The following is a 20,321-nucleotide window of genomic DNA, read 5'->3' on the forward strand; positions in this document are numbered from 1 at the left end:
TGTCTCCCTCATGTCGGGTTCGGGGGCCGGGGCCGGGGTCTGCCCGACCCGTACTTGACTGATCGTCAGAGCGCGGCCGGCTGTTGCGTGGCGGCGCCTGTCGCCGTGGCGTCCCGCTCGTCGGCCGCCGCGGTGCGCGTGAGCAGGGCGCGCGCACCGAAGAGCGAGAGCAGCACCATCAGGACGGCGAAGGCCACGACGGGCACGATCGATCCGGTGGCGGTGAGCAGCGCCTGCCCGATGAGGGGCGTGCCGCCGCCGAAGAGCATCCCGGCCGCGGAGTACGACACCGAGATGCCGGTGTAGCGGACGCGGGCGGGGAACGCCTGGGCGAGCATGCCGGCGAGGAGTGCGTAGAACATGACGTGCGGCAGCGTCGCGACGACCATGCCGAGCAGGGTGAGACCGAAGCTGCGGGTCGAGATCAGCCAGAACAGCAGTGGCATGGCCGGGATCTCGAGGATCAGCAGGACGGTGACGACCTTGCGGGTGTTCCATCGGCTGCCGAGGACGGCGCCGAAGGGCTGGGCGACGAACTGCGCGACCGTGGCGAGCAGGATGATCGTGAGCATGCTGTCGCGGGACATGCCGAGGTCGTTGGTGGCCCAGGACAGGGCGAAGGTGTTCTTCAGGTACGAGGCGACGTACGCGACGACGGAGGCGGCGAGCCCGAGCGCGACCGTCGTCCTGTGGGTGCGCAGCAGCTCGACGAGGGGCAGCCGTGCGACCTGGTCCGTCTCCTTGAGCCGCAGCAGCTCGGGGGATTCCTGGATGCGCATGCGCACGATCAGGCCGACGATCACGAGCAGCGCGGAGGCGAGGAAGGGCAGGCGCCAGCCCCACGTCACGAAGGCGGCGTCGGGGAGCTGCGAGACGGCGGTGAAGGCGAGGACGGCGAGGATCTGGCCGGTGGGCGAGCCCTGCTGGGCGAAGGCGCCGAAGAGGAACCCGCGGCGCCGCTCGGTGTGCTCGGTCGCGATGAGTACGGCTCCGCCCCATTCTCCGCCCACGGCGACGCCCTGCACGACGCGCAGCAGGACGAGCAGGACCGGGGCCAGGACGCCGACGGCGTCGTACGTGGGCAGCAGGCCCATGCCCGCGGTGGCGACACCCATGAGGAGGAGCGTCGCGATGAGGGTGTTCTTACGGCCGATGCGGTCGCCCAGGTGCCCGAAGACGATGCTGCCGAGGGGACGGGCGACGAAGCCGATCCAGAACGTCGCGAAGGACGCGAGGACGCCGACGGCGGGTGACGCCTCGGGGAAGAAGAGTTTCCCCAGGACAATCGCCGACGCGGTCCCGAATATATAGAAGTCGTACCACTCGATGGTGGTTCCGATGAATGCGGCAATTCCCGCCCGCCGCCCCATCTTCTCGTCTGCGACGAGTTTGCGTCTCACCCTTGCCACACTCCTTCGGGAGGCAATTCGGATTTTCACCGAAAGCCCATCTCACGTGGGTAGTTGGGCTGCTGGCGCGCTTATTGAATTCCGGCTCCGTGTGGCCGTTCTCGCGTCTTGTGGCATTTACCGTACCACTGGGTGTGTGATGCAACTAACACATTGTTGACCATCGATTTATTCGCCGGGTCGACATAATCTCGACACGTCGGAACGAAACGGCTTCCGGCGGATGTGGAGGGTGGAAGGGCATGGAACTGCGCCGCCTGCAGGCTTTCGTCGCGGTCGCCGAGGAGCTCAGCTTCAGCCGGGCCGCGGCCCGGCTGCACATGTCGCAGCCACCGCTCTCGCAGCAGATCAAGCGTCTCGAGCAGGACGTGGGCGTCGAGCTGCTGCACCGCACCACCCGCAGCGTCGAACTCACCGCCGCCGGGGCGGCGTTCCTCACCGAGGTACGGTCCGCGCTCGACTCCCTCGAGGCGGCGAAGCGCGCGGCGCACCGGGCGGCGGAAGGGGTCACCGGGGTGGTGCGGCTCGCGTTCAGCGGCCCCACGTCCTACCGCGAACTCCTGGCCATCGCCCGCGAGTTCAGGCTGCGGCACCCCACCGTCCGACTCGACATCGTCGGCCCCTACTACGGCGGCGAGCTGGCCGAGCGCCTGCACCTGAGGGAGGCGGACGCGGGTCTGGTGCGGCTCCCGCTGCCGGACGCGGGTCTGCGGGTGCGGGAGCTGCTGCGGCACCCGCTGGTCGCGGCAGTACCCTGCGAACACCCCCTCGCCGCACGGGAGTCGCTGACCCTCGCCGATCTGCGGGACGTGCCCTTCGTCAGCTATCCGGCAGGCCGGGGCTCGATCGTGCGCGACCTGGTGATGTCGGCGTTCCTGGCGCAGGGCACGACCCCGCGCATCGTCCAGGACGCGCCCGACACGCACACCCTGCTCTCCCTGGTGGGGGCGAGTGTCGGCATCGGGCTCACTCCGGACTCCGCGGGGCATCTGGCGGTGCCGGGGGTGACGCTGGTCCCGGTGCTCGACGCCCCGGCACTCCCGCTCGGCCTCGCATGGCGGGCGGACGACACCGATCCGGCGGTGGCGGCCCTCGTCGACCTGGTCGACACGTTCGCCGACGGGCTCAGGGACTTGCCTGCGGCGTGACATCGCCGGGCGTCCCCCGCTCCTTCGCCTTACGGCGTCTCGCCAGGGCCGGTGCCGAGCTTCACCCCGAGCAGCCGTCGCGCCCGCTCCTGCACCGGCCTGTCGACCATCACACCGTCGACGGCCGACACCGCGTCGCCCGCGGCGAGCACCTTCCTGGCCCATGCCAGCTCCTCCTCCGAAGGCGCGAACGCCTCGGCCACCGCGGGGAGTTGCCTCGGATGGATGCACAGTTTGCCCCCGAAGCCGAGCCGTCGGGCGTGCCGGATGTCCTCGGCGAGCGTGTCGGAGTCGTCGAGCGCGGTCGTGACGCCGTCCAGCGGGGGCGCGACACCGGCGGCGGCGCCCGCCATGACCAGCCGGGACCGCGCATACGCCAGCGCCAGGGTGTCGTCGTGGCGGACGCCCAGCTCGGTGGCGAGGTCGACGCTGCCGAACGCCGCGCGGACGACGCCGGGCGCGCAGCACACGTCGAGGGCGCGCTCGATCCCGGCCGCCGTCTCGACGAGCGGGATCACGGCGCAGACCTCCGCGATCCGTGCGATCACGTCGGTGTCCTCGGCCTTGGGCAGCATCACCGGACAGCCGAACGCGGTGACGAGGTCCAGGTCGGCGTCCCACCAGGGCGTGCCGGGCGCGTTGATCCGCACCACCGCGTCCCTGCCCCGCGCGAGCCAGTCGGCGGCGTGCCGGCGGGCCGCGTCCTTCCCGTCGGGCGCGACGGCGTCCTCCAGGTCGATGATCACGGCGTCGGCCCCGGCCGCGGCCGCCTTCTCGAACCGGTCAGGGCGGTGCCCCGGGACGAAGAGCAGGGTGCGGGCGGCGGCGAGGCGGGCGCGGTCACGGCCGAGGCGTGCGGCGCCGGCGGGTCCGGGACGCGCGGGGTCGCTGTGCGCAGGTTCGACCGTGGTGTGCTCAGCGCTCACTTGAACGTCACCTCCGCCGTCGCGTGCCGCTCGTCCCGACGCGTGGCGATCCGCAGCCCGGCCGACCTTCCGTCGTCCGCCACGTCGCCGAGCGCACACACCTGTTCGCCCGCGAACACGGGCTTGCGCAGCCGGTAGGAGAGCGTGCGCACCTCCCTCTGCGGGGCCTCGCGGCGGGCGAGTTCCAGCATCAACTGGACGAGGAGCGGCCCGTGGACGACGAGGCCCGGGTAGCCCTCGACGTCGCGCACATAGGGCTCGTCGTAGTGAATGCGGTGGGCGTTCGCGGTGAGCGCGCTGTAGCGGAACAGCAGGGCCGGCGAGGGGCGCAGGGTCAACCGCCAGTCGGCGTCGGCCGGTTCGGCCTCACCGAGGTCGAGGCCGAAGCCTCCGCTCCTGCGCTCGTCCTCGCCCACCCGGTAGACGAGGTCCTGCTCCTCGGTGACCCGCGTCTCCCCTTCCTGCGCGATCTCATGGCGTACCGTCACGAACGCCATCTCGCCGGTGCGGCCGCGCTTGATCTCGACCTTGGCGAGGGAACTCGTACGCCGGGCAGGCACGCCCACCCGCAGTGGCGCGGTGAACTCCGCGCGGCCTCCGGCGAACATGCGCCTGCGGTCCGGGAGGGGCGGCAGGAAGTGGCCGTGCGCGGGGTGCCCGTCGGCCCCCAGGTCCCGCTGTGCGGGCCATTCGAGGAAGTGCAGCCAGTGCCACAGCGGCGGCAGCGGTTCCCCCTCACCGGCCACGGGCGCCTCCTGGTCGAGCACCTGGCTCAGCGCGGCGACGGGCGCGGCGGCGACGGGATCGTCCAGGGTCACGGGCGCCGGGGCCCAGGCGTCCAGGTACCGCGCGAGCGCGGAATCGCCCTGGAATGCTTCCTGTTGGGGCATGTTTCTCATTCTCCGATGCGTTGCGAAACGGGTGCCGCGGAAGCCACCGGGGCCGCCGCCGCGTCGTGCAGGGTCTCCAGCGACCGGCCGCGGGTGTCGACGCCGAAGAAGAACACGGTGGCCGTGGCGACCAGCCAGCATCCCGCGATGAACACGAACACGGCGATGTAGCCGAGCCCCGGCGTGGTGTAGATCGCGGCGACGACCAGCGGCGCGACGACGTTGCCGATCCGGCCGACGCCGTTGCCGAGCCCGGCGCCCGCCGTGCGCAGGCGGGTGGGGAAGACCTCGGGGGTGTACGAGTAGAGCACCGCGATGAACGTCTGGCTGAGCGCGGCGACGAGCGTGCCGAACACGACGACGGCCACGACGGACGAGCTGAGCCCGTACCCGATGCCGAGCACCGCGACCACGAGACCGAGGACCACCGCGAGGTGCTTGCGCGGGTAGCGGTCGATGAACGGCCAGGCGAGGAACGCGCCGGGCACCGCCCCGATGGTGGTGACCGCGGACATGGTCATGCTCTTCGCGAAGTCCTGGCCGTGGTCGGCGAGCAGCGTCGGCACCCAGGACTGGAACCCGTAGAAGCCGACGAGTCCGAAGAGCCACAGGACCATGAGGGCCACGGTGTTACGCCGCTGGCCCGCGGCGAAGAGTTCGGAGAACCGCGGCCGGTCCGCCGGAGCGGGCGGCGCGGCGAGCGCGTCGGCGGAGGGCTCCCAGTCGGGCACGAAGGCGCGTGTGACCTGAACGGCTTCGGCGGTGCGGCCGCGCGCGAGGAGCCAGCGCGGCGACTCGGGCAGGCGTATCAGGAGGGGTACGAGCAGGACGCCGAGGGCGCCGATGACGAAGAGGGCGCGCCAGCCGCCGGGGTCGTCGGCGGTCAGGCCGCGGGCCGTGAAGGCCACGACGGGGATGCCGATCAGGCCGGTGCCGAGCGCCGTCGCCTGGGCGCGCCCACGGCGTGCGGCGGGGGTGACCTCGGCGAGGTAGGTGATCGCGACGGAGGTCATGGCGCCGAGGCCGAACCCGGTCGCGAAGCGGGCGGCGGCCATCGCGCCCACCGCCGTGACCAGAGCGTTGACCACGGAGGCCGCGGAGAAGAGCACCACGGACCCCGCCATGATCCGGCGTCGGCCCACCTGGTCGGCGAACCGGCCGCCGAGGATCGCGCCGACCGCCATGCCGGCGAAGGCCAGGGCGGTGACGAACGCGATGTCGTCGACGGTGAACAGGTGCGCCCGGCGGATGGCGGGCGCGGCGAACGCGAACGTGTTCAGGTCGGCGAGATCGAAGGAGAACATGGCGCTGACGGTGAGCAGCACCCGCCGGTGCAGGGCACCGTGCCGGGCGCCGCTGAGTGCGGCGAGCAGGGGATGCGCATCACCCATGCGAGACCTCCAGGGGACGGGCGGCCGGACAGCCGGTGGACAGGTGGATCGCCAGGTGCCTGGACGGGTGGCTGCACCGACCGATTGATGTGGCCGCCTCAATGACGGATTGTGCCGTACAAAACGCGGCCCAGCGTCCGCCCCGCCGGGCTTCGAGTCAACCCCCCTGGGGTGAAGTTGCATGTGAAAGCTTTAAGTTGCCCTGCGGTGGCGCCATTGACGACCCCGTCATTTGGCCGTACAAAGTAACCACGCAGTGCAGGACCTGTACGAAGGGAAGCCATGCCGGCCATCGCGGAATCGCTCGCCGAGTGGGCGTACGGATACGAACCCGACCCCGAGGACCTGGCGCTCGCCCGCCGCTCTCTCCTGGACACGGTCGCGGTCACGCTCGCCGCCCGCGACCACCCGGTGAGCGCGCTGGCCGCCGAGCTGCCGGACGCGGCGCGGTGGGCCGCGGTCGGGCACGTCCTCGACTTCGACGACCTGCACATCGAGTCCACGACCCACATCAGCGTCGTGATCGTCCCCGCGGTCCTCGCGGCGGGCGGCGACGCGCGTGCCTATCTGGCCGGGGCCGGCGTGATGGCCCGGCTCGGCACGCTGCTCGGCTGGTCGCACTACGCGTCCGGCTGGCACGCCACCTGCACGGCGGGCGCCCCCGCGGCCGCCGTCGCGGCGGGCGTCGCCTGGGGCCTCACGCCCGAGCGGCTGGCGACGGCCATGGCGCTCGCGGTGCCCGGCGCGAGCGGGGTCCAGGCCGCGTTCGGCACGCACAGCAAGTCGCTCCAGGTCGGCTTCGCGGCGGAGGCGGGGGTGCGGGCGGCGCGCCTCGCCCGCGCCGGCGCCACGGCCGACCCGCGGGCGGTCGACGCGTGGCTGGAGCTGGTGGGCGCCCGGGGAACGGCGCCGCAGACCGGCGGCCCCGCCGTGCCCGGCGGCCTCGCCATCAAGATGTTCCCCTGCTGCTACGCGATGCAGCGCCCGATCGCGGCGCTGCGCGACCTGCGCGCCGCGTGCGGCCCCGACGACGTCACGGCCGTCCGCGTCACCACGCCGGGGGCCACCGTCCACCCCCTCATCCACGACGACCCGGACACCGGCCTCGAAGGCAAGTTCAGCCTCCCGTACGCGGTGGCGACGGCCCTGCTCGACGGGTTCCCCGGCTTCGGGGCCTTCACGGACGACGCGGTGGGCCGGCCCGAGGCGCGGCGTCTGATGGCCACCGTCGAGACGGAGCGCACCGAGGGCGGTGCCGGGCTCCTCGACGGCGAGGTCGACCTCGAGGTGACGCTCACCGACGGCCGGGTCCTGCGCTCCTGCCTCGCCCATCCCCCCGGCTCGCCCCGACGTCCGCCCATGGACGAAGAGCTGGCGGAGAAGTTCGCCGCGTGCGGAAGCGACGTACCCGCTCTGCTCAAGGACACGACCTGGGAGTCGGCCCGCGCCCTGCTTCTCACCGAACTTCCCGGGAAGGACCCCGCATGACCGAGCCGCTCCCCCTCGAAGGCATCACGGTCGTCAGCCTGGAACAGGCCGTCGCCGCGCCCTTCGCCACCCGCCAGCTCGCCGATCTCGGCGCCCGCGTCATCAAGGTCGAGCGTCCCGGCGGCGGCGACTTCGCCCGCCGATACGACACCACGGTGCACGGCCAGGCCAGCTATTTCGTGTGGCTCAACCGCTCCAAGGAGTCCCTCACCCTGGACCTCAAGACCCAGGAGGGCCGGGACATCCTGGAGGAACTCCTCGCGGACGCCGACGTGTTCGTCCAGAACCTCGCCCCGGGTGCCGCCGACCGCATGGACCTCGGCCCCGCCGCGCTCCAGGCCCGCCACCCCCGCCTGATCCCCTGCACCATCAGCGGGTACGGCACCAGCGGCTCCTGGTCCCGGCGCAAGGCGTACGACCTGCTCGTGCAGTGCCAGACCGGACTGCTCTCCATCACGGGCTCGCCCGACGAGCCCGCCCGCGTCGGCATCTCCGTCGCGGACATCTCGGCGGGCATGTACGCGTACAGCGGCGTCCTCTCCGCCCTCTACACGCGCGCCACCACCGGGCGGGCGCCCGCCGTCGAGGTCTCCCTCTTCGAGGCGCTCGCGGAGTGGATGAGCCAGCCCGCCTACTACACGCGGTACGGCGGCACGCAGCCGCCGCGCATCGGCGCCCAGCACGCCACGATCGCGCCCTACGGCCCGTTCACCGCCTCCGACGGGAAGGAGGTGCTGCTCTCCATCCAGAACGAGCGGGAGTGGCAGGCCCTGTGCGCCACGGTCCTCGGCCGTCCCGAGCTCACCGACGACCCCCGCATGGCCACCGGCGCCGACCGCGTCGCCCACCGCGACGAGGTCAACGCGGCCGTCTCCGCGCGCTTCGCCGAGCTCGGCAGCGAGGACGCCATGGCGCTCCTCGACAAGGCCGGCATCGCCAACGCGGGCGTCAACTCCATCGCCGAGTTCCTCGCCCACCCGGCCCTCGCCGAGCGCGACCGCTGGCGCGACATCGCGGTGCCGGGCGCGCAGGAACCCGTACAGGCATTGCTTCCCCCGGCGGACCTCTCCGGCGTCACGCCCCGGATGGACCCCGTCCCCGCCGCGGGAGAGCACACCGAACAGATCCTCACCGCCCTGGGCCGCAGCACCGCCGACATCGAGCGGCTGCGGGCGCGGGGCGTCATCGACACCACGCACGACCACGAGCAAGGAGCGTCCGCGAAGTGAGCACCCTCGACACCCTCTCCTCCGACGAACGGCTGATCGTCGAGACCGTGCGCGACTTCGTGGACCGCGAAGTCAGGCCGGTCGTCCGGGAGTTGGAACACGCCAACACCTACCCCGAGGCCCTCATCGAGCAGATGAAGGACCTCGGCATCTTCGGCCTCGCGATCCCCGAGGAGTACGGCGGCACGCCCGTCTCCACGCCCTGCTACGTGCTGATCACCGAGGAGCTGGCGCGCGGCTGGATGAGCCTCGCCGGTGCCATGGGCGGCCACACCGTCGTGTCCAAGCTGCTGCTCCACTTCGGCACCGAGGAGCAGAAGAACCGCTACCTGCCGAAGATGGCGACCGGCGAGATCCGCTCGACGATGGCCCTCACCGAACCGGGCGGCGGCTCCGACCTCCAGGCGATGCGCACGGTCGCGCGGCGCGACGGGGACGCGTACGTCGTCAACGGCGGCAAGACCTGGATCACCAACTCCCGCCGCTCGCGGCTGATCGCGCTGCTGTGCAAGACGGACCCCGAGGCCGAGCCGAAGCACCGCGGCATCTCCATCCTGCTCGCCGAGCACGGCCCGGGGCTCACCGTCTCGCGCGACCTGCCGAAGCTCGGCTACAAGGGCGTCGAGAGCTGTGAGCTGACCTTCGACGACTACCGCGTCCCGGCCGACGCGCTGCTCGGTGGCGTCGAGGGCAAGGGCTTCGGGCAGATGATGAAGGGCCTGGAGACGGGCCGCCTCCAGGTCGCCTCGCGCGCGCTCGGCGTCGGCAGGGCCGCGTTCGAGGACGCGCTGCGCTACGCGCAGGAGCGCGAGACGTTCGGCGAGCCCATCTACAAGCACCAGTCGATCGGCAACTACCTGGCCGACATGGCGACGTCGCTCACCGCGGCGCGCCAGCTCACCCTGTACGCCGCCCGCGAGGCGGACGCGGGCCGCCGCGTCGACATGGAGGCGGGCATGGCCAAGCTCTTCGCGTCGGAGACGGCCATGGAGATCGCTCTGAACGCGGTCCGTATCCACGGCGGCTACGGCTACTCGACCGAGTTCGACGTCGAGCGCTACTTCCGCGACGCCCCCCTGATGATCGTCGGCGAGGGCACCAACGAGATCCAGCGCAACGTCATCGTGCGCCAGCTGGTCTCCCGGGGCGGCCTGGACGTCTGACCTGCGCACCGCCTTGTACGGCCATTAGACTCACGGCACAGGCAGGGCGGTGAACGGCAGACATGACGCGTACGACACGCACAGAGCGGACGAGGGGGACACGGATGACGGCCCCCGGGCGTGACAGCGCCTATGTACGCCTCGCGCGCGAGCTGCGCGAGGCGATCCTGCGGCACGACTACCCCGAGGGGGTGCGGCTGCCCACGGAGGCGGAGCTCGCCGCCTCGCACGGGCTCAGCCGGCAGACCGTGCGACGCGCCTTCCAGGACCTGGTCACGGAGGGCCTGGTGCACCGGGTCCCGGGGCGCGGCACGTTCGCGGCGCCCCGCGAGGAGCAGTATCTGCGGCAGTTCGGCTCGGTCGAGGACCTCATGGCGCTGTCCCTCGACACGACGATGCGCCTGGTGTCGCCGCTGCGTCGCCGGGTCGACGTCGACGCGGCGGGCAGGCTGCGCGTCGGCTCCGACCGCGTGGACCACCTCTCGTTCCTGCGGCTGCACGACGACACCCCGTTCTGCCTGACGACGGTGCATCTGCCGCCGGACGTGGGTGCGCTCGTCGCGGACCGCCCGGAGCTCACGCAGGCCGGCACGGACAGTCGCGTCACCATCATCGGCCTCCTCGACGGCCGGCTGCCCGAGCCGATCGCGGAGGCGGAGCAGTCCGTCACGGTCGCCCTCGCCTCGGCCGAGGTGGCGGCGCACCTGGACTGCCCGCCGCAGCATCCGCTGCTCCGGATCGACCGCCTCTACCTGTCGGCGTCGGGCCGCCCGGTCGAGCTGGCCGTGAGCCACTTCCTTCCGGAGCACTACTCGTACCGGGTGCGGCTGCGCCGCCATCCGCGCTGAGGCACGCACGGCGGCGCGGCGACCGGACAGGACATGTCCGCGCGGCTGCGCGGCTCAGAGAGACGACGCCGCCGTCAGCCCCTCCAGTACGGCCTCCTCCACGGTCCGCGGTGACACGCAGTCCCCCGCCATCAGGACCTCACCCACCCGTCCGTCCGCCAGGCCGGCGAGTTCATCCACCGGGTCGTGTCCCTGGGCGAGGACGAGGGCCGCGACCCCCTCGATGATCACCGGCTCCTCGGTGAGGGTGTGCTGGAAGTACGCCGTGTCGGCATCGGCGCCGTAGGGGCGCACCGTCGGCACGGTCTCGACGCCGGCCCGCGCGGCGTCGGCGAGCATCGACGCGCGCACGTACTGCTGAAGGTGTTCGCCCGCGCCGAAGCCGGTCGTACAGAGCGTCACCTTCCTTCCCTGGCGGGCGAGTTGGACGGCCACACCGATCCCGATCCAGTCGCCGCGCCAGTCCGCGACGACGATCCGGCCCTTGGGCACGTCGGCGGCGCCGCGGACGACGTCCCAGGCGTCCAGGACCACGGGGTCGTCGAGGAGTTCGAGCGCGGGCCGGCGTGGCACCGCGCCCGTGGCGACGATGAGCGTGTCCGCCTCTTCGCGGTCGAGCAGCTCGGCGTCGACCCGGGACCCGGTGACGATCCGCGCCCCGGCCCGCCGCGCCTCGCCCTCCAGGTTGGTGATCGCGCCGCCGAACTCGGCTCTTCCCGGCAGGAGTTGAGCGAGCAGCACCTGGCCGCCGACGCGCCGGCCCGCCTCGTGCAGGGTGACGTCGTGCCCACGGGAAGCGGCCACGGCGGCGGCCTTGAGCCCGGCGGGGCCGCCACCGGCGATGAGCACCTTGCGGCGCCGGGTGGGCAGGGGCAGCCGCGTGAACCGGCGCTCCCTGCCGGTCTCGGGGTGCTGGATGCAGGAGATCGGGTAGCCGCGCTGGAAGTGGCCGATGCAGGCCTGGTTGCAGCCGATGCAGGCCCGGATCTCCTCCGTGCGGCCGTCGCTCGCCTTGCCCGGCATGTCGGGGTCGCAGATCAGGGCGCGGGTCATGGCGCAGGCGTCGGCCTGCCCCTCCTTGATGATCTGCTCCGCCTCCTGGGGCTGGTTGACGCGCCCCGCCACCATGACCGGCACCTCGACCGCCGCCCGCACGCGCGCCGCGATGGGGGCCGTGTATCCCGCCGGCTGCGTCATCGGGGGTGCGATGTGCACGGCCCCGGAGACGGTCGCCGACGAGCCTGCGCAGACGCTCACATAGTCGACGAGACCCTCGCGGTCCAGCCGGGCCGCGGCCTCGACGGCCAGCGCGGCGGTGAGGCCGTCATGGCTCAACTCGTCGCCGGAGATCCGCAGTCCGGCCACGAAGTCGGGTCCGGTGTGCGCCCGTACGGACACGAGGGCCTCGCGCAGGAACCGCAGCCTGCCGTCCGCGTCGCCCCCGTACCCGTCGGTGCGCACGTTGACCTGCGGGTTGAGGAACTGGGCCGGGAGGTAGCCGTGGCTGGCGACCACCTCCACGCCGTCGAGCCCGGCGGCGCGCAACCGGCGGGCGGCCTCGCCGTACCCGTCGACGACTTCGCGTATCTCGGTCTCGGTCATGGCGCGCGGCATCACGTGGAAGCGCTCGCTGGGCGTCGCCGACGCGGACCAGGCGACGGGCGCGGAGCCGTCGCGCGACTCCAGGATCTCGCGTCCCGGGTGGAAGAGCTGTCCGAAGACCTTGGCGCCGTGCCGGTGGGCGGCCTCGGCGAGCCGCCGGTACCCCTCGACGCACGAGTCGTCCGTGGCCATGAGGACGTGCGTCGTGTACCGCGCCGTCTCGTGAACTCCCGCCACCTGTACGACGATGAGCCCGACGCCGCCCTCGGCGCGCGCCTCGTGATAGGCGACCAGATCGTCGGTGACCTGGCCGCCCTCGACGAGGACCGTGTCGTGGCCGGAGGACAGAACGCGGTTCTTCAGCGTCACGCCGCCGATGGCGAGCGGGCTGAACAGATGCGGGAATGCGGTCGACGTCATGGCGCGGTGCCTCCTGTGAACTGCGGCTCGGACGGGGTGAGTCGATAACGGAACTGCTCAGGCGCGTACGCCGAGGACCGAGCGGGCGGTGGCGAGGATGACGGCGGCGTAGCCCTCCGCCCCCATGCCGCTGCCCGACGCCACGGCCATGTCGCAGCCGTCGACGGCGGCTAGCACGGAGCGCACCGCGACGTCGGTGGGCACGACCGGCACGAACTTCCCCGCGGCGACGCCCGATTCGGCGATGCCGAGGACGAGCTCACGCCAGTCCTGGTGGGCGCGGCGCACCCCGTCGCGCAGCTCGGGCCTGCGGGCGGCGCTCGCGCAGAACTCGGTCCAGGTCGCGCACCGGCGCTGGAGGTCGGGGTCGTCGGCCAGTTCGCGTACGAGGAGTTCGAAGCGGCGCCACGGGTCGGGCTCTGCGGACGCGCCCTTGCGCCAGCGGGCGATGAGCTCGCCGATCGACCACTCGAAGGCCTCGCGGAACAGCAGGTCGCGTGTGTCGAAGTAGTGCTGGAGCAGCCCGATGGACACGCCGGCGCCGCGCGCCACGTCCCTCATGCGCGCCGCGTCGAAGCCGCGTTCGGCCATGACCAGGGCGGCCGCCCGCAGAATCCGCTCACGCTGCGCCTCGCCCGCGTCGCCGCCGCTCTCTTTCTCCCCCATGCCCGCCCCTCGTCTCTGTGTCGGTCGCTCCGGAACCTGTCGCCCGGGAACGAGGCCCTCTGGAATTGGCCACTGCCGAACCCCTATCCCGGCCAACAATAACGAATTATTGTGACCGCCGACACAGCGCGGCGGCATCTCTTCCCGCCGCGCCGGACCTTCTCCCGTCAGCCCCCGACCGAGACAGGTGGCCCCCTTGAGCCAACAGCTCCACAAGTCCCTGACCTGGCGCGACGGCCTCGCCATCGCCATGGTGATCCCCAACGGCCTGCTCCTGACGGTGGGTTACACCGTGGGCGCGATCGGAGGCTGGACGGCGATCACCATCTGGTGCGTCGGGGCGCTCGTCGCGTTCGCGCAGAACATGCTGTTCGCCGAGACCGCCGCGATGTTCCCGGGCATGTCCGGCGGCATCAGCAGATACGCCACCGAGGGCTGGAAGCGCTACTTCGCCCCGCTGGGCGCCGTGGCGTCGTACGGCTACTGGATCGGCTGGTCGTTCAGCATCGCGGTCAACGGCGCGGCGATCGGCCACCTCATCACCGCCCAGTGGTTCCCGCACGCCCCGTCGATCCCGTTCCCCGGCCACCGCATCGGCCTTCCGGAAGTACTCGCGGTCCTGGCCATCGCGGGCGGCTGGGCCTGCAACTACTTCGGCGCGCGACTGGCGGCGAGCGTCTCCAAGGCGGTCGCGGCCCTGGTGATGTGCGGCCTCGCGGTGATCGTCACAGCCCCGTTCCTGCGCCCGGGCAGCTGGGACGCCTCACGCCTGACCTGGTACCACGGCGGCAGCTGGATGACGCTCATCGTGTGGTTCTACGTCACGGCCTGGACGACGTACGGCACGGAGATCTGCGCGTCGTTCGCGCCGGAGTACCGCGACACGGCGCGCGACACGGCGAAGGCGCTTCGGCTGACGTCCCTCATCTCGCTCGGTGTCTTCTTCGTCGTCCCGCTCGCCACGGTCGGCAGCGTCGGCGAGGAGACGCTGCGATCGGACCCGGTCGGCGCGTTCGCCACGGCGTTCTCCCGGGCGCTCGGCGGCTTCTCCGACGTCGGCGTCCTCATCCTGATCGTCTCGATGTTCTTCGGCATGGTGTCGTGCACGGCGGACGGGGGCCGGGCGCTGTACGGCCTGGCACGCGAGGGCATGACCGTACGGCAGCTCGACAAGGTGAACCGCTGGGGCGTGCCGGGCCGGGCCCTCACCCTGGACGCGCTCGTCAACGCGGCGATCGTGGTCCTGCTCGGCGAGCCCCTGAGCATTCTCATCGCGAGCAACTTCGGCTATCTGGTGGCCATGACACTCGCGGTCGCCGGCTTCCTGCTCCTGCGCAAGGACCGCCCCGACTGGCCCCGCCCGATCCGCCGCGCCCGCGCCTGGATCCCGGTCGCCTGGGTCATCCTCGCGTTCAACGTCGTGATCGTCTCGGTGGGCGTCACACACCCCTCCCTCGCGGGCTACGGGGGCGCCACGGAGTCCTTCCTCGCGGTCGGCATCCTGCTGATCTCGGTGGTCCTGTACGCGTACCGCAGGATGGTCCAGGACGGGGAACGGATCGCCTGGCGCATCGAACCGCCGCTGGTGCCGGACGACGAGGCGGCCCCTCAGCCCCCGAACTCGGCGACCGCCCGCCCCACGATCCCCTCCAACCGGTCGTGATGGGCACCCCGCCAGTACACGCGATCGCACGCGCGACACTGCGCGAACACGTCGTACGTGCCACGTGTCCCGCCTTGAAGCAGGTCGGCGACGTCCTCCTTACGGGCTTCCTTCAGCAGTCCGTTGCAGGCGGTGCACCGCGTCCAGGGGCGCAGCTCGGGCGCGAACCGGCCCAGTACGTCGCGTAGTTGCTCGTCGGGTCGGTCGCTGTAGACATAGGCGCCGGCCCACAGCTCACGCCGCCGCAGCAGACCGCGGTCCCGGCTGAGCATGACGCGCCGCTCGGCGGCGGAGCGGGCCGCCAGCGCGGGGTCGCCGATGTCCGTGGCCTCGTACGCGGAGTCGACCCCGAGCAGCCTCAACCGCCGTGCCAGCGTGCCGAGATGGACGTCGAGCAGGAACCGCAGCGGTGCTCCCTCGACCCGCTGCGGCCGCACGACGGCCCGGACCTCGACCCGCTCCCCGCCCACGGGAATGTGCCCGACCGCCACCTCGCGCCCGTCGACGTCCAGTCCCCCGACCTCCGTCAGCGGCACGCCGAGCGACTCGATCACATGCCCCAGCGTGGACACGCCGTCGGTGACGAGCGGGACGGCCGCGCCCCGGCGCCGCGCGTGCGGAACGAACAGCCCCAACTCGGGCGCGACGCTGACAAGGATCTCCGGTCCGTTCATCGGCTCAGGATGCCATGGGCGCGGGTGCGAGGACCTGGGGTTTTCTCTCACCCGAAGCGGGGGCCGCCGCCCGCCGAACCGCCATACGAGTGACACTCGTTCGGCCCACCGACCGCCCTTCGGAATGTCACCTTCCGCTTCTGAGCTGCACGGATGAAGCCGGACAGCCGGTGCATGGGATTTCGTTCGAAGGGACCTTCCGTTTGTGAAGATCCTTTCTGTGCTTACAGTTCTCCCGGTTCGTACGGGAATCAACCTGCTCGTACGGGGCGCAGCCTGCTTCGTTCGGGCACAGCACGCCTCGTGACCAGCGGTTTCGTACGGGCTTCGGCACGCAGGATCGAGACGTGGAGCGAGGATCGGGTGACTTCGGCTGACGCGCACAGGCCCGCCGGCCGGTCCGGCGCAGTCCTGGAGGGACTGGCGGGCTGGGTGCCACCGCGCCGGGTCACCAACGACGAACTCCCCGCCGTGTGGGACGTCGACGACACGTGGGTGCGGCGGCGGACCGGGATCACCGCCCGGCACTGGGCCGGCCCCGGTGTCCGAACCGGCGAACTCGCCCTGGAAGCCGCCGTCCGCGCGCTGGCCGTCGCCGGGAACCCCGTCCCCGACACCGTGCTCGTCGCGACCTCCACCCCCGACGTGCCCCTGCCCGCCATGGCCCCGCTCCTCGCCACCCGCCTCGGCCTCGACCGGGCCGCCGCCTGGGACATCGCGGCCGCGTGCAGCGGATTCGGCTACGGGCTCGCGACGGCGGTGGGCGTCATCGCCTCCGGCGCCGCCGAACGCGTCCTCCTCGTGGGCGCGGAGGTGTACTCGACCCTGGTCGACCCCGCCGACCGCAGCGCGGGGACCGTCTTCGCGGACGGCGCGGGCGCGGTGGTCCTGCGTCGGGGCGCCCATGGCGGGCCGGGCAGTGTGCTCGCCTTCGACCTCGGCAGCGACGGCTCCGGGCACGAACTGATCCAGGTTCCCGGCGGGGGCGCCGCCGAGCGTGCGGACCCGGCGGCCCACACCCCGGCCGACCGCCACTTCCGCATGCGGGGACGCGAGGTGTTCCGGCACGCGGTGACCCGCATGACCGAGTCGTCCCGCGCCGTGCTCGACCGCACCGCGTGGACCACCGACGACGTGGACCGGTTCGTCGCCCACCAGGCCAACGCCCGGATCCTCGAAGCGGTCGCCGAACGCCTGCGGCTCCCCGCGCAGAGACAGGTCTCCAACATCGAACACGTCGGCAACACGGGCGCCGCCTCCATCCCCCTGGCACTCGCCGACGCCGCGTCCCGCGGCCTGCTCACCCCCGGCCAGCGCGTCCTGCTGACCTCGTTCGGCGCGGGCCTCACCTGGGCCTCGGCCACGCTGCTGTGGCCCGAACTGCCGCCGGTACCCCCGGTGCGTACGCCGCCCAGAGCCGTGTGACCCACCCGGCTTCCGACACACCGCACCCACCCGCACCACACGCACGCACGCACGCACGACCCGAAAGGCCCGCTCATGTCCTCGTCGTCCCCGACCGCCCCCACCTCGCCCTCGGCCCGAGTGGCCGCCGCGTCCCGCGCCCGCGCCGCCGTCGCCACCGTCCTCATGGAGAAATTCGAGGTCAGTGCCGACAGCATCCGCCCCGATGCCAGCCTGGCGAGTCTCGACCTCGACTCCCTCGCCCTCGCCGAACTCGCCCTGACGCTCCAGGAGCGGCTCGGCGTACGCGTCGACGAGTCGGAGGCCACCCAGCGCACCACCGTCGCCGAGCTGACCGCCACCCTCGCGGCCCGGCAGATCACGGCAGGGGTCCGGTGACGACGGCGTCCGACCGAACGATCTCCGTCACCGGCCTGGGCCTCATCACCCCGGCCGGTGTCGGCCGCGAGGCGACGTGGGCGGGCGTGCTGCGCGGCCGGTCCACGGCCGCCCAGGACCCCGAACTCAAGGAACTGCCGGTCGGCTTCTCCTGCCGCATCCCCTTCATTGCCCCTGAGCAGGCGCGAATCGGCGGGGGCAAGTCCTGGCGGATGGGGCAGTTCACCCGGCTCGCGGTGCTCGCCGCCCGGGAGGCCGTCGCGGATGCGGGGTTCGCCGCCCCCGGCGGGGACTGGGACGGAGCGCGGGTCGCCGTGGTCATCGGCTCGGGCCTCGCCGGCGCCGCGCATCTCGAGGAGCAGTCGGCGCGGTTCCTCAAGGGCGGGCCCGACCTGGTCGCGCCCGCCCTCATCCCCATGCTCATCTCCAACATGGCGGCCGGCGAAGTGGCTCTCGACCTGGGCGCACACGGCCCCTCCCTCGCCACGGAGAGCGCCTGCGCCTCGGGCGCGAGCGCTCTCGCCGTCGCCCGCGACCTTCTCCTGGCCGGCGCCTGCGACATCGCCGTCGCGGGCGGTACGGAAGCCGCCGTCACGCCGGTCGTCACCACCGGCTTCCAGCGGATGGGCGCGCTGTCGGCACGGGGTGACGAACCGGCCGCCGCCTCACGGCCGTTCGCCGTCGACCGCGACGGTTTCGTGATCGCCGAAGGGGCGGCCGTGTGCGTACTGGAACGGTCGGCGGACGCACGGGCCCGCGGTCACCGGGTGTACGCGCATCTTGCCGGGGTGGGCCGGTCCACCGACGCCCACCACCCGACCGCGCCCGCACCCGGGGGCGCGGTCGCCGAGAGCGCGCTGCGCACCGCCCTCGCCGACGCGGGGCTCGCCGCGGGCGACATCGACCATGTCAACGCCCACGGCACCTCCACCCCTCTCAACGACCGTGCGGAGGCCGAGCTCATCGCCCGTGTCCTGCCGCACGCCCCGAGCGTCACCGCCCCCAAGGGCGTACTGGGCCACAGCCTGGGCGCGGCGGGAGCGATCGAGGCCGCGCTCACCGCGCTGACGATCCATCACGGCACGGTCCCCCCGGTCGCGAACCTCACACCCGGGACACTCGGTTTCCCGCTCGACTGCGTGACCGGCGCGCCACGCCCCCAACGCGTACGGGCCGCGGTCACGCACTCGTTCGGCTTCGGCGGGCACAACGTGGTGCTGGCGCTGACCTCGGCGACGTGAGCCTCGCCTCCCCGCTCGCGGACTCCCCTTCTCCCTGTTGCGCCCTGCTCCCTGCCCCCCGCTCTCCGCTCTCCGCCACGTCCCTCCTCCAGCCCTGCCTCCCTCCCCTGAGAGAGAACACCCCCCTTTGACTGTGTACAGCAGCATCCTTCACGCGGCGGTCCATGTGCCTCCCGGCCGGCAGTCCGTCGCCGAAGCAGAGGATCGTTTCCGCGTCCGCAATCCCCACGTCTCCCTGTCTCCGGGGGTCCTGGCGCACATGTACGGGCTCTCCGAGCGGACCGTCGCACCCGACCACGAACAGCCCTCCGACCTCGCGGCCCACGCGGCACGCCGCCTGTTCGAGGAGCGCGAGATCACCGACCCCTCGGACATCGACCTGCTGATCTTCACCGGGATCCTCGCCGACCTGGAGGAACCCGCCACCGCACACGTGGTCGCCGACCAACTCGGCCTGAACTGCCCGGTGTTCGACCTCAAGAACGCCTGCAACGGCGTACTCAACGCCATCGAGGTGGCCGACGCCCTCATCAGATCGGGCCGGTACCGCCGGATCCTCGTCACCACCGCGGAGGTGTCCACGCGCGAGAGCCGCTGGTCGGTCGACGACCCCGCCGACGTACTGACCGCGCTGCCCAGCCTCAGTACGGGCGACATGGGATCCGCGCTGCTGCTCCAGGCGTCGCGGCGCCCCGGTGTGATCGGCTCCCGCTTCTTCGCCAACTCCTGGGGCTGGCGGGCCGCCACGCTGACCAACCCGTACGCACATCACCGCGCGCTCGGACATCTGCGCATCGATTCGCAGCAGTTGGTGGAGACGTTCGCCGGCATGCCCGAGAAGGTGAGGGGCGCGGTCGCCGACCTGGGGGTCGAGGTCGACGAGCTGGACCTCGTGTGCGTCCACCAGCCGTCGGTGGCGTTCACCAAGGTGGCGTGCGCGTGGGTGGGTGTGGACCCGGACCGCGTACTCGCCACCTTTCCTGCGCACGGCAACGTGGCCACGAACACGATCCCCCTGCAACTGGCCACCGCCCTGGAGGCAGGACGGCTCCGACGCGGGGACCTGGTGGGCATGTTCGGGTTCGCCAGCGGCGCGAGTGCGGGAGTGGTGGTGTGCGAGTGGTGACCCCTCGTATCCCCTCGCGGCCGGGCGAGACGGGGCACGTGGTGGCCCGCGAGCGCGATACCGCTCCCGACGCCGGGACGGTGTGCGCATGGTGACCCCGCGCATCCCTCCACTGCCGGCCGAGGAGTGGCCGCCCGCCCTGCGCGACCTGCTCGGCGCTTCGAGCCAGGACGGGCCGGGGCGCGTCAACCTCTTCGGCACGCTCGCCCACCACCCGCCGCTCGCCGAGGCGTGGCTCCGCCTCGCCCAGGTCCTCACCCACCAGGGCACTCTGGCGGTGCGGGAGCGGGAGCTGGCCATCCTGCGTACGTCCTACCGGCTGGGCTGCGACTTCGTACGCGCGCGTCACGAGGAGCACGCGCGGCCGGCCGGCCTCACCCCCGCCGACGTGGCCGCGACGGCCTCCCCGTCCCTCTCCCTCCACCGCTGGCACCCGGCCGACCTGGCCGTCCTGCGTACGGCCGACCTCCTCGCCGACCACGCGGAGCTCCCCGAGGCCCTGTGGCAGGAGCTCGCAAAGCGACTCCGCGCGGAGCAACTGATCGAGCTGCTCCTGGTGATCGGCCAGTGCGCGATGGTCTGCACGACGCTGAACACACTGGGGACTCCGCCCGACCCGCCCTCATGAGAGCCG

General features: G+C 72.4%; 18 protein-coding genes. 11 read left to right on the forward strand and 7 right to left on the reverse strand.

What is annotated here, in order from left to right:
- Positions 1 to 65 precede the first annotated feature (65 nt).
- Positions 66 to 1,400, reverse strand: a complete 1,335-nt coding sequence (locus tag ACFC96_RS01105; RefSeq protein ID WP_376609446.1) for an MFS transporter — start codon at positions 1,398 to 1,400, stop codon at positions 66 to 68.
- A gap of 251 nt (positions 1,401 to 1,651) precedes the next feature.
- On the opposite strand from ACFC96_RS01105, the gene ACFC96_RS01110 reads away from it, so the two are divergent.
- Positions 1,652 to 2,557 carry a LysR substrate-binding domain-containing protein gene (locus tag ACFC96_RS01110; RefSeq protein ID WP_127826439.1) on the forward strand — a complete coding sequence of 302 codons (906 nt, stop codon included), beginning with the start codon at positions 1,652 to 1,654 and terminating at the stop codon, positions 2,555 to 2,557.
- Between the two features lie 29 nt (positions 2,558 to 2,586).
- Here ACFC96_RS01110 and ACFC96_RS01115 read toward each other — a convergent pair whose 3' ends face one another.
- From ACFC96_RS01115 to ACFC96_RS01125, 3 genes are read right to left on the reverse strand one after another with little or no spacing between them, the layout of a single operon-like run.
- The gene (locus ACFC96_RS01115) at positions 2,587 to 3,483 is read right to left on the reverse strand and encodes an HpcH/HpaI aldolase/citrate lyase family protein (RefSeq protein WP_376609448.1); all 897 of its coding nucleotides are present in this window, start codon (positions 3,481 to 3,483) and stop codon (positions 2,587 to 2,589) included.
- A complete protein-coding gene (locus tag ACFC96_RS01120) occupies positions 3,480 to 4,373 on the reverse strand; it encodes a MaoC family dehydratase N-terminal domain-containing protein (protein ID WP_376251625.1) in 894 nt (297 codons plus the stop codon). The genes ACFC96_RS01115 and ACFC96_RS01120 overlap by 4 nt, the downstream gene beginning before the upstream one ends.
- A gap of 5 nt (positions 4,374 to 4,378) precedes the next feature.
- A complete protein-coding gene (locus ACFC96_RS01125; RefSeq protein WP_376609450.1) occupies positions 4,379 to 5,764 on the reverse strand; it encodes an MFS transporter in 1,386 nt (461 codons plus the stop codon).
- 282 nt (positions 5,765 to 6,046) lie between these two features.
- On the opposite strand from ACFC96_RS01125, the gene ACFC96_RS01130 reads away from it, so the two are divergent.
- The 4 genes from ACFC96_RS01130 to ACFC96_RS01145 all read left to right on the forward strand — a co-directional run bounded on the left by ACFC96_RS01130 (position 6,047) and on the right by ACFC96_RS01145 (position 10,492).
- Entirely contained in the window at positions 6,047 to 7,252 is a 1,206-nt protein-coding gene (locus ACFC96_RS01130; protein ID WP_376609452.1) for an MmgE/PrpD family protein, read from the forward strand.
- Positions 7,249 to 8,481, forward strand: coding sequence for a CaiB/BaiF CoA transferase family protein (locus ACFC96_RS01135; RefSeq protein ID WP_376609454.1), 1,233 nt, complete (start codon positions 7,249 to 7,251; stop codon positions 8,479 to 8,481). The genes ACFC96_RS01130 and ACFC96_RS01135 overlap by 4 nt, the downstream gene beginning before the upstream one ends.
- Positions 8,478 to 9,644, forward strand: coding sequence for an acyl-CoA dehydrogenase family protein (locus tag ACFC96_RS01140; protein ID WP_376609456.1), 1,167 nt, complete (start codon positions 8,478 to 8,480; stop codon positions 9,642 to 9,644). The genes ACFC96_RS01135 and ACFC96_RS01140 overlap by 4 nt, the downstream gene beginning before the upstream one ends.
- A 104-nt stretch (positions 9,645 to 9,748) precedes the next feature.
- Positions 9,749 to 10,492 (forward strand): GntR family transcriptional regulator, encoded by a 744-nt coding sequence (locus ACFC96_RS01145; protein ID WP_376609457.1) that lies wholly within the window; start codon positions 9,749 to 9,751, stop codon positions 10,490 to 10,492.
- A 54-nt stretch (positions 10,493 to 10,546) separates the two neighbouring features.
- Here ACFC96_RS01145 and ACFC96_RS01150 read toward each other — a convergent pair whose 3' ends face one another.
- Together ACFC96_RS01150 and ACFC96_RS01155 are read right to left on the reverse strand one after the other, a co-directional pair.
- Entirely contained in the window at positions 10,547 to 12,514 is a 1,968-nt protein-coding gene (locus tag ACFC96_RS01150; RefSeq protein WP_376609459.1) for an FAD-dependent oxidoreductase, read from the reverse strand.
- A 57-nt stretch (positions 12,515 to 12,571) separates the two neighbouring features.
- Positions 12,572 to 13,180: a TetR family transcriptional regulator gene (locus tag ACFC96_RS01155; protein WP_340459074.1), complete on the reverse strand. Its 609-nt coding sequence runs from the start codon at positions 13,178 to 13,180 to the stop codon at positions 12,572 to 12,574.
- Between the two features lie 196 nt (positions 13,181 to 13,376).
- Here ACFC96_RS01155 and ACFC96_RS01160 point away from each other — a divergent pair, with 196 nt between their 5' ends.
- Positions 13,377 to 14,843 carry an APC family permease gene (locus ACFC96_RS01160; RefSeq protein ID WP_340459075.1) on the forward strand — a complete coding sequence of 489 codons (1,467 nt, stop codon included), beginning with the start codon at positions 13,377 to 13,379 and terminating at the stop codon, positions 14,841 to 14,843.
- Here the strand turns inward: ACFC96_RS01160 and ACFC96_RS01165 are convergent.
- Entirely contained in the window at positions 14,789 to 15,517 is a 729-nt protein-coding gene (locus ACFC96_RS01165) for a Mut7-C RNAse domain-containing protein (RefSeq protein ID WP_376609461.1), read from the reverse strand. The genes ACFC96_RS01160 and ACFC96_RS01165 overlap by 55 nt on opposite strands.
- Before the next feature lie 363 nt (positions 15,518 to 15,880).
- On the opposite strand from ACFC96_RS01165, the gene ACFC96_RS01170 reads away from it, so the two are divergent.
- The 5 genes from ACFC96_RS01170 to ACFC96_RS01190 all read left to right on the forward strand — a co-directional run bounded on the left by ACFC96_RS01170 (position 15,881) and on the right by ACFC96_RS01190 (position 20,315).
- On the forward strand, positions 15,881 to 16,942 hold the full coding sequence (locus tag ACFC96_RS01170; protein WP_376251611.1) for a beta-ketoacyl-ACP synthase 3: 1,062 nt from the start codon (positions 15,881 to 15,883) through the stop codon (positions 16,940 to 16,942).
- Between the two features lie 75 nt (positions 16,943 to 17,017).
- Positions 17,018 to 17,320 (forward strand): phosphopantetheine-binding protein, encoded by a 303-nt coding sequence (locus ACFC96_RS01175; RefSeq protein WP_376251610.1) that lies wholly within the window; start codon positions 17,018 to 17,020, stop codon positions 17,318 to 17,320.
- On the forward strand, positions 17,317 to 18,561 hold the full coding sequence (locus tag ACFC96_RS01180; RefSeq protein WP_376251608.1) for a beta-ketoacyl-[acyl-carrier-protein] synthase family protein: 1,245 nt from the start codon (positions 17,317 to 17,319) through the stop codon (positions 18,559 to 18,561). The genes ACFC96_RS01175 and ACFC96_RS01180 overlap by 4 nt, the downstream gene beginning before the upstream one ends.
- A gap of 133 nt (positions 18,562 to 18,694) precedes the next feature.
- Positions 18,695 to 19,687, forward strand: a complete 993-nt coding sequence (locus tag ACFC96_RS01185; protein ID WP_376609463.1) for a 3-oxoacyl-ACP synthase III family protein — start codon at positions 18,695 to 18,697, stop codon at positions 19,685 to 19,687.
- Between the two features lie 88 nt (positions 19,688 to 19,775).
- A complete protein-coding gene (locus ACFC96_RS01190) occupies positions 19,776 to 20,315 on the forward strand; it encodes a carboxymuconolactone decarboxylase family protein (RefSeq protein WP_376609465.1) in 540 nt (179 codons plus the stop codon).
- Positions 20,316 to 20,321: the final 6 nt, after the last annotated feature.

The organism is Streptomyces sp. NPDC055955 (assembly GCF_042270245.1).
Lineage (GTDB): Bacteria > Actinomycetota > Actinomycetes > Streptomycetales > Streptomycetaceae > Streptomyces.

Coding starts and splice junctions, on each gene's coding strand:
- ACFC96_RS01110 (WP_127826439.1), top strand. CDS start 1,652: ATGGAACTGCGCCGCCTGCAGGCTTTCGTCGCGGTCGCCGAGGAGCTC.
- ACFC96_RS01120 (WP_376251625.1), bottom strand. CDS start 4,373: ATGCCCCAACAGGAAGCATTCCAGGGCGATTCCGCGCTCGCGCGGTAC.
- ACFC96_RS01125 (WP_376609450.1), bottom strand. CDS start 5,764: ATGGGTGATGCGCATCCCCTGCTCGCCGCACTCAGCGGCGCCCGGCAC.
- ACFC96_RS01130 (WP_376609452.1), top strand. CDS start 6,047: ATGCCGGCCATCGCGGAATCGCTCGCCGAGTGGGCGTACGGATACGAA.
- ACFC96_RS01135 (WP_376609454.1), top strand. CDS start 7,249: ATGACCGAGCCGCTCCCCCTCGAAGGCATCACGGTCGTCAGCCTGGAA.
- ACFC96_RS01145 (WP_376609457.1), top strand. CDS start 9,749: ATGACGGCCCCCGGGCGTGACAGCGCCTATGTACGCCTCGCGCGCGAG.
- ACFC96_RS01150 (WP_376609459.1), bottom strand. CDS start 12,514: ATGACGTCGACCGCATTCCCGCATCTGTTCAGCCCGCTCGCCATCGGC.
- ACFC96_RS01155 (WP_340459074.1), bottom strand. CDS start 13,180: ATGGGGGAGAAAGAGAGCGGCGGCGACGCGGGCGAGGCGCAGCGTGAG.
- ACFC96_RS01165 (WP_376609461.1), bottom strand. CDS start 15,517: ATGAACGGACCGGAGATCCTTGTCAGCGTCGCGCCCGAGTTGGGGCTG.
- ACFC96_RS01175 (WP_376251610.1), top strand. CDS start 17,018: ATGTCCTCGTCGTCCCCGACCGCCCCCACCTCGCCCTCGGCCCGAGTG.
- ACFC96_RS01190 (WP_376609465.1), top strand. CDS start 19,776: ATGGTGACCCCGCGCATCCCTCCACTGCCGGCCGAGGAGTGGCCGCCC.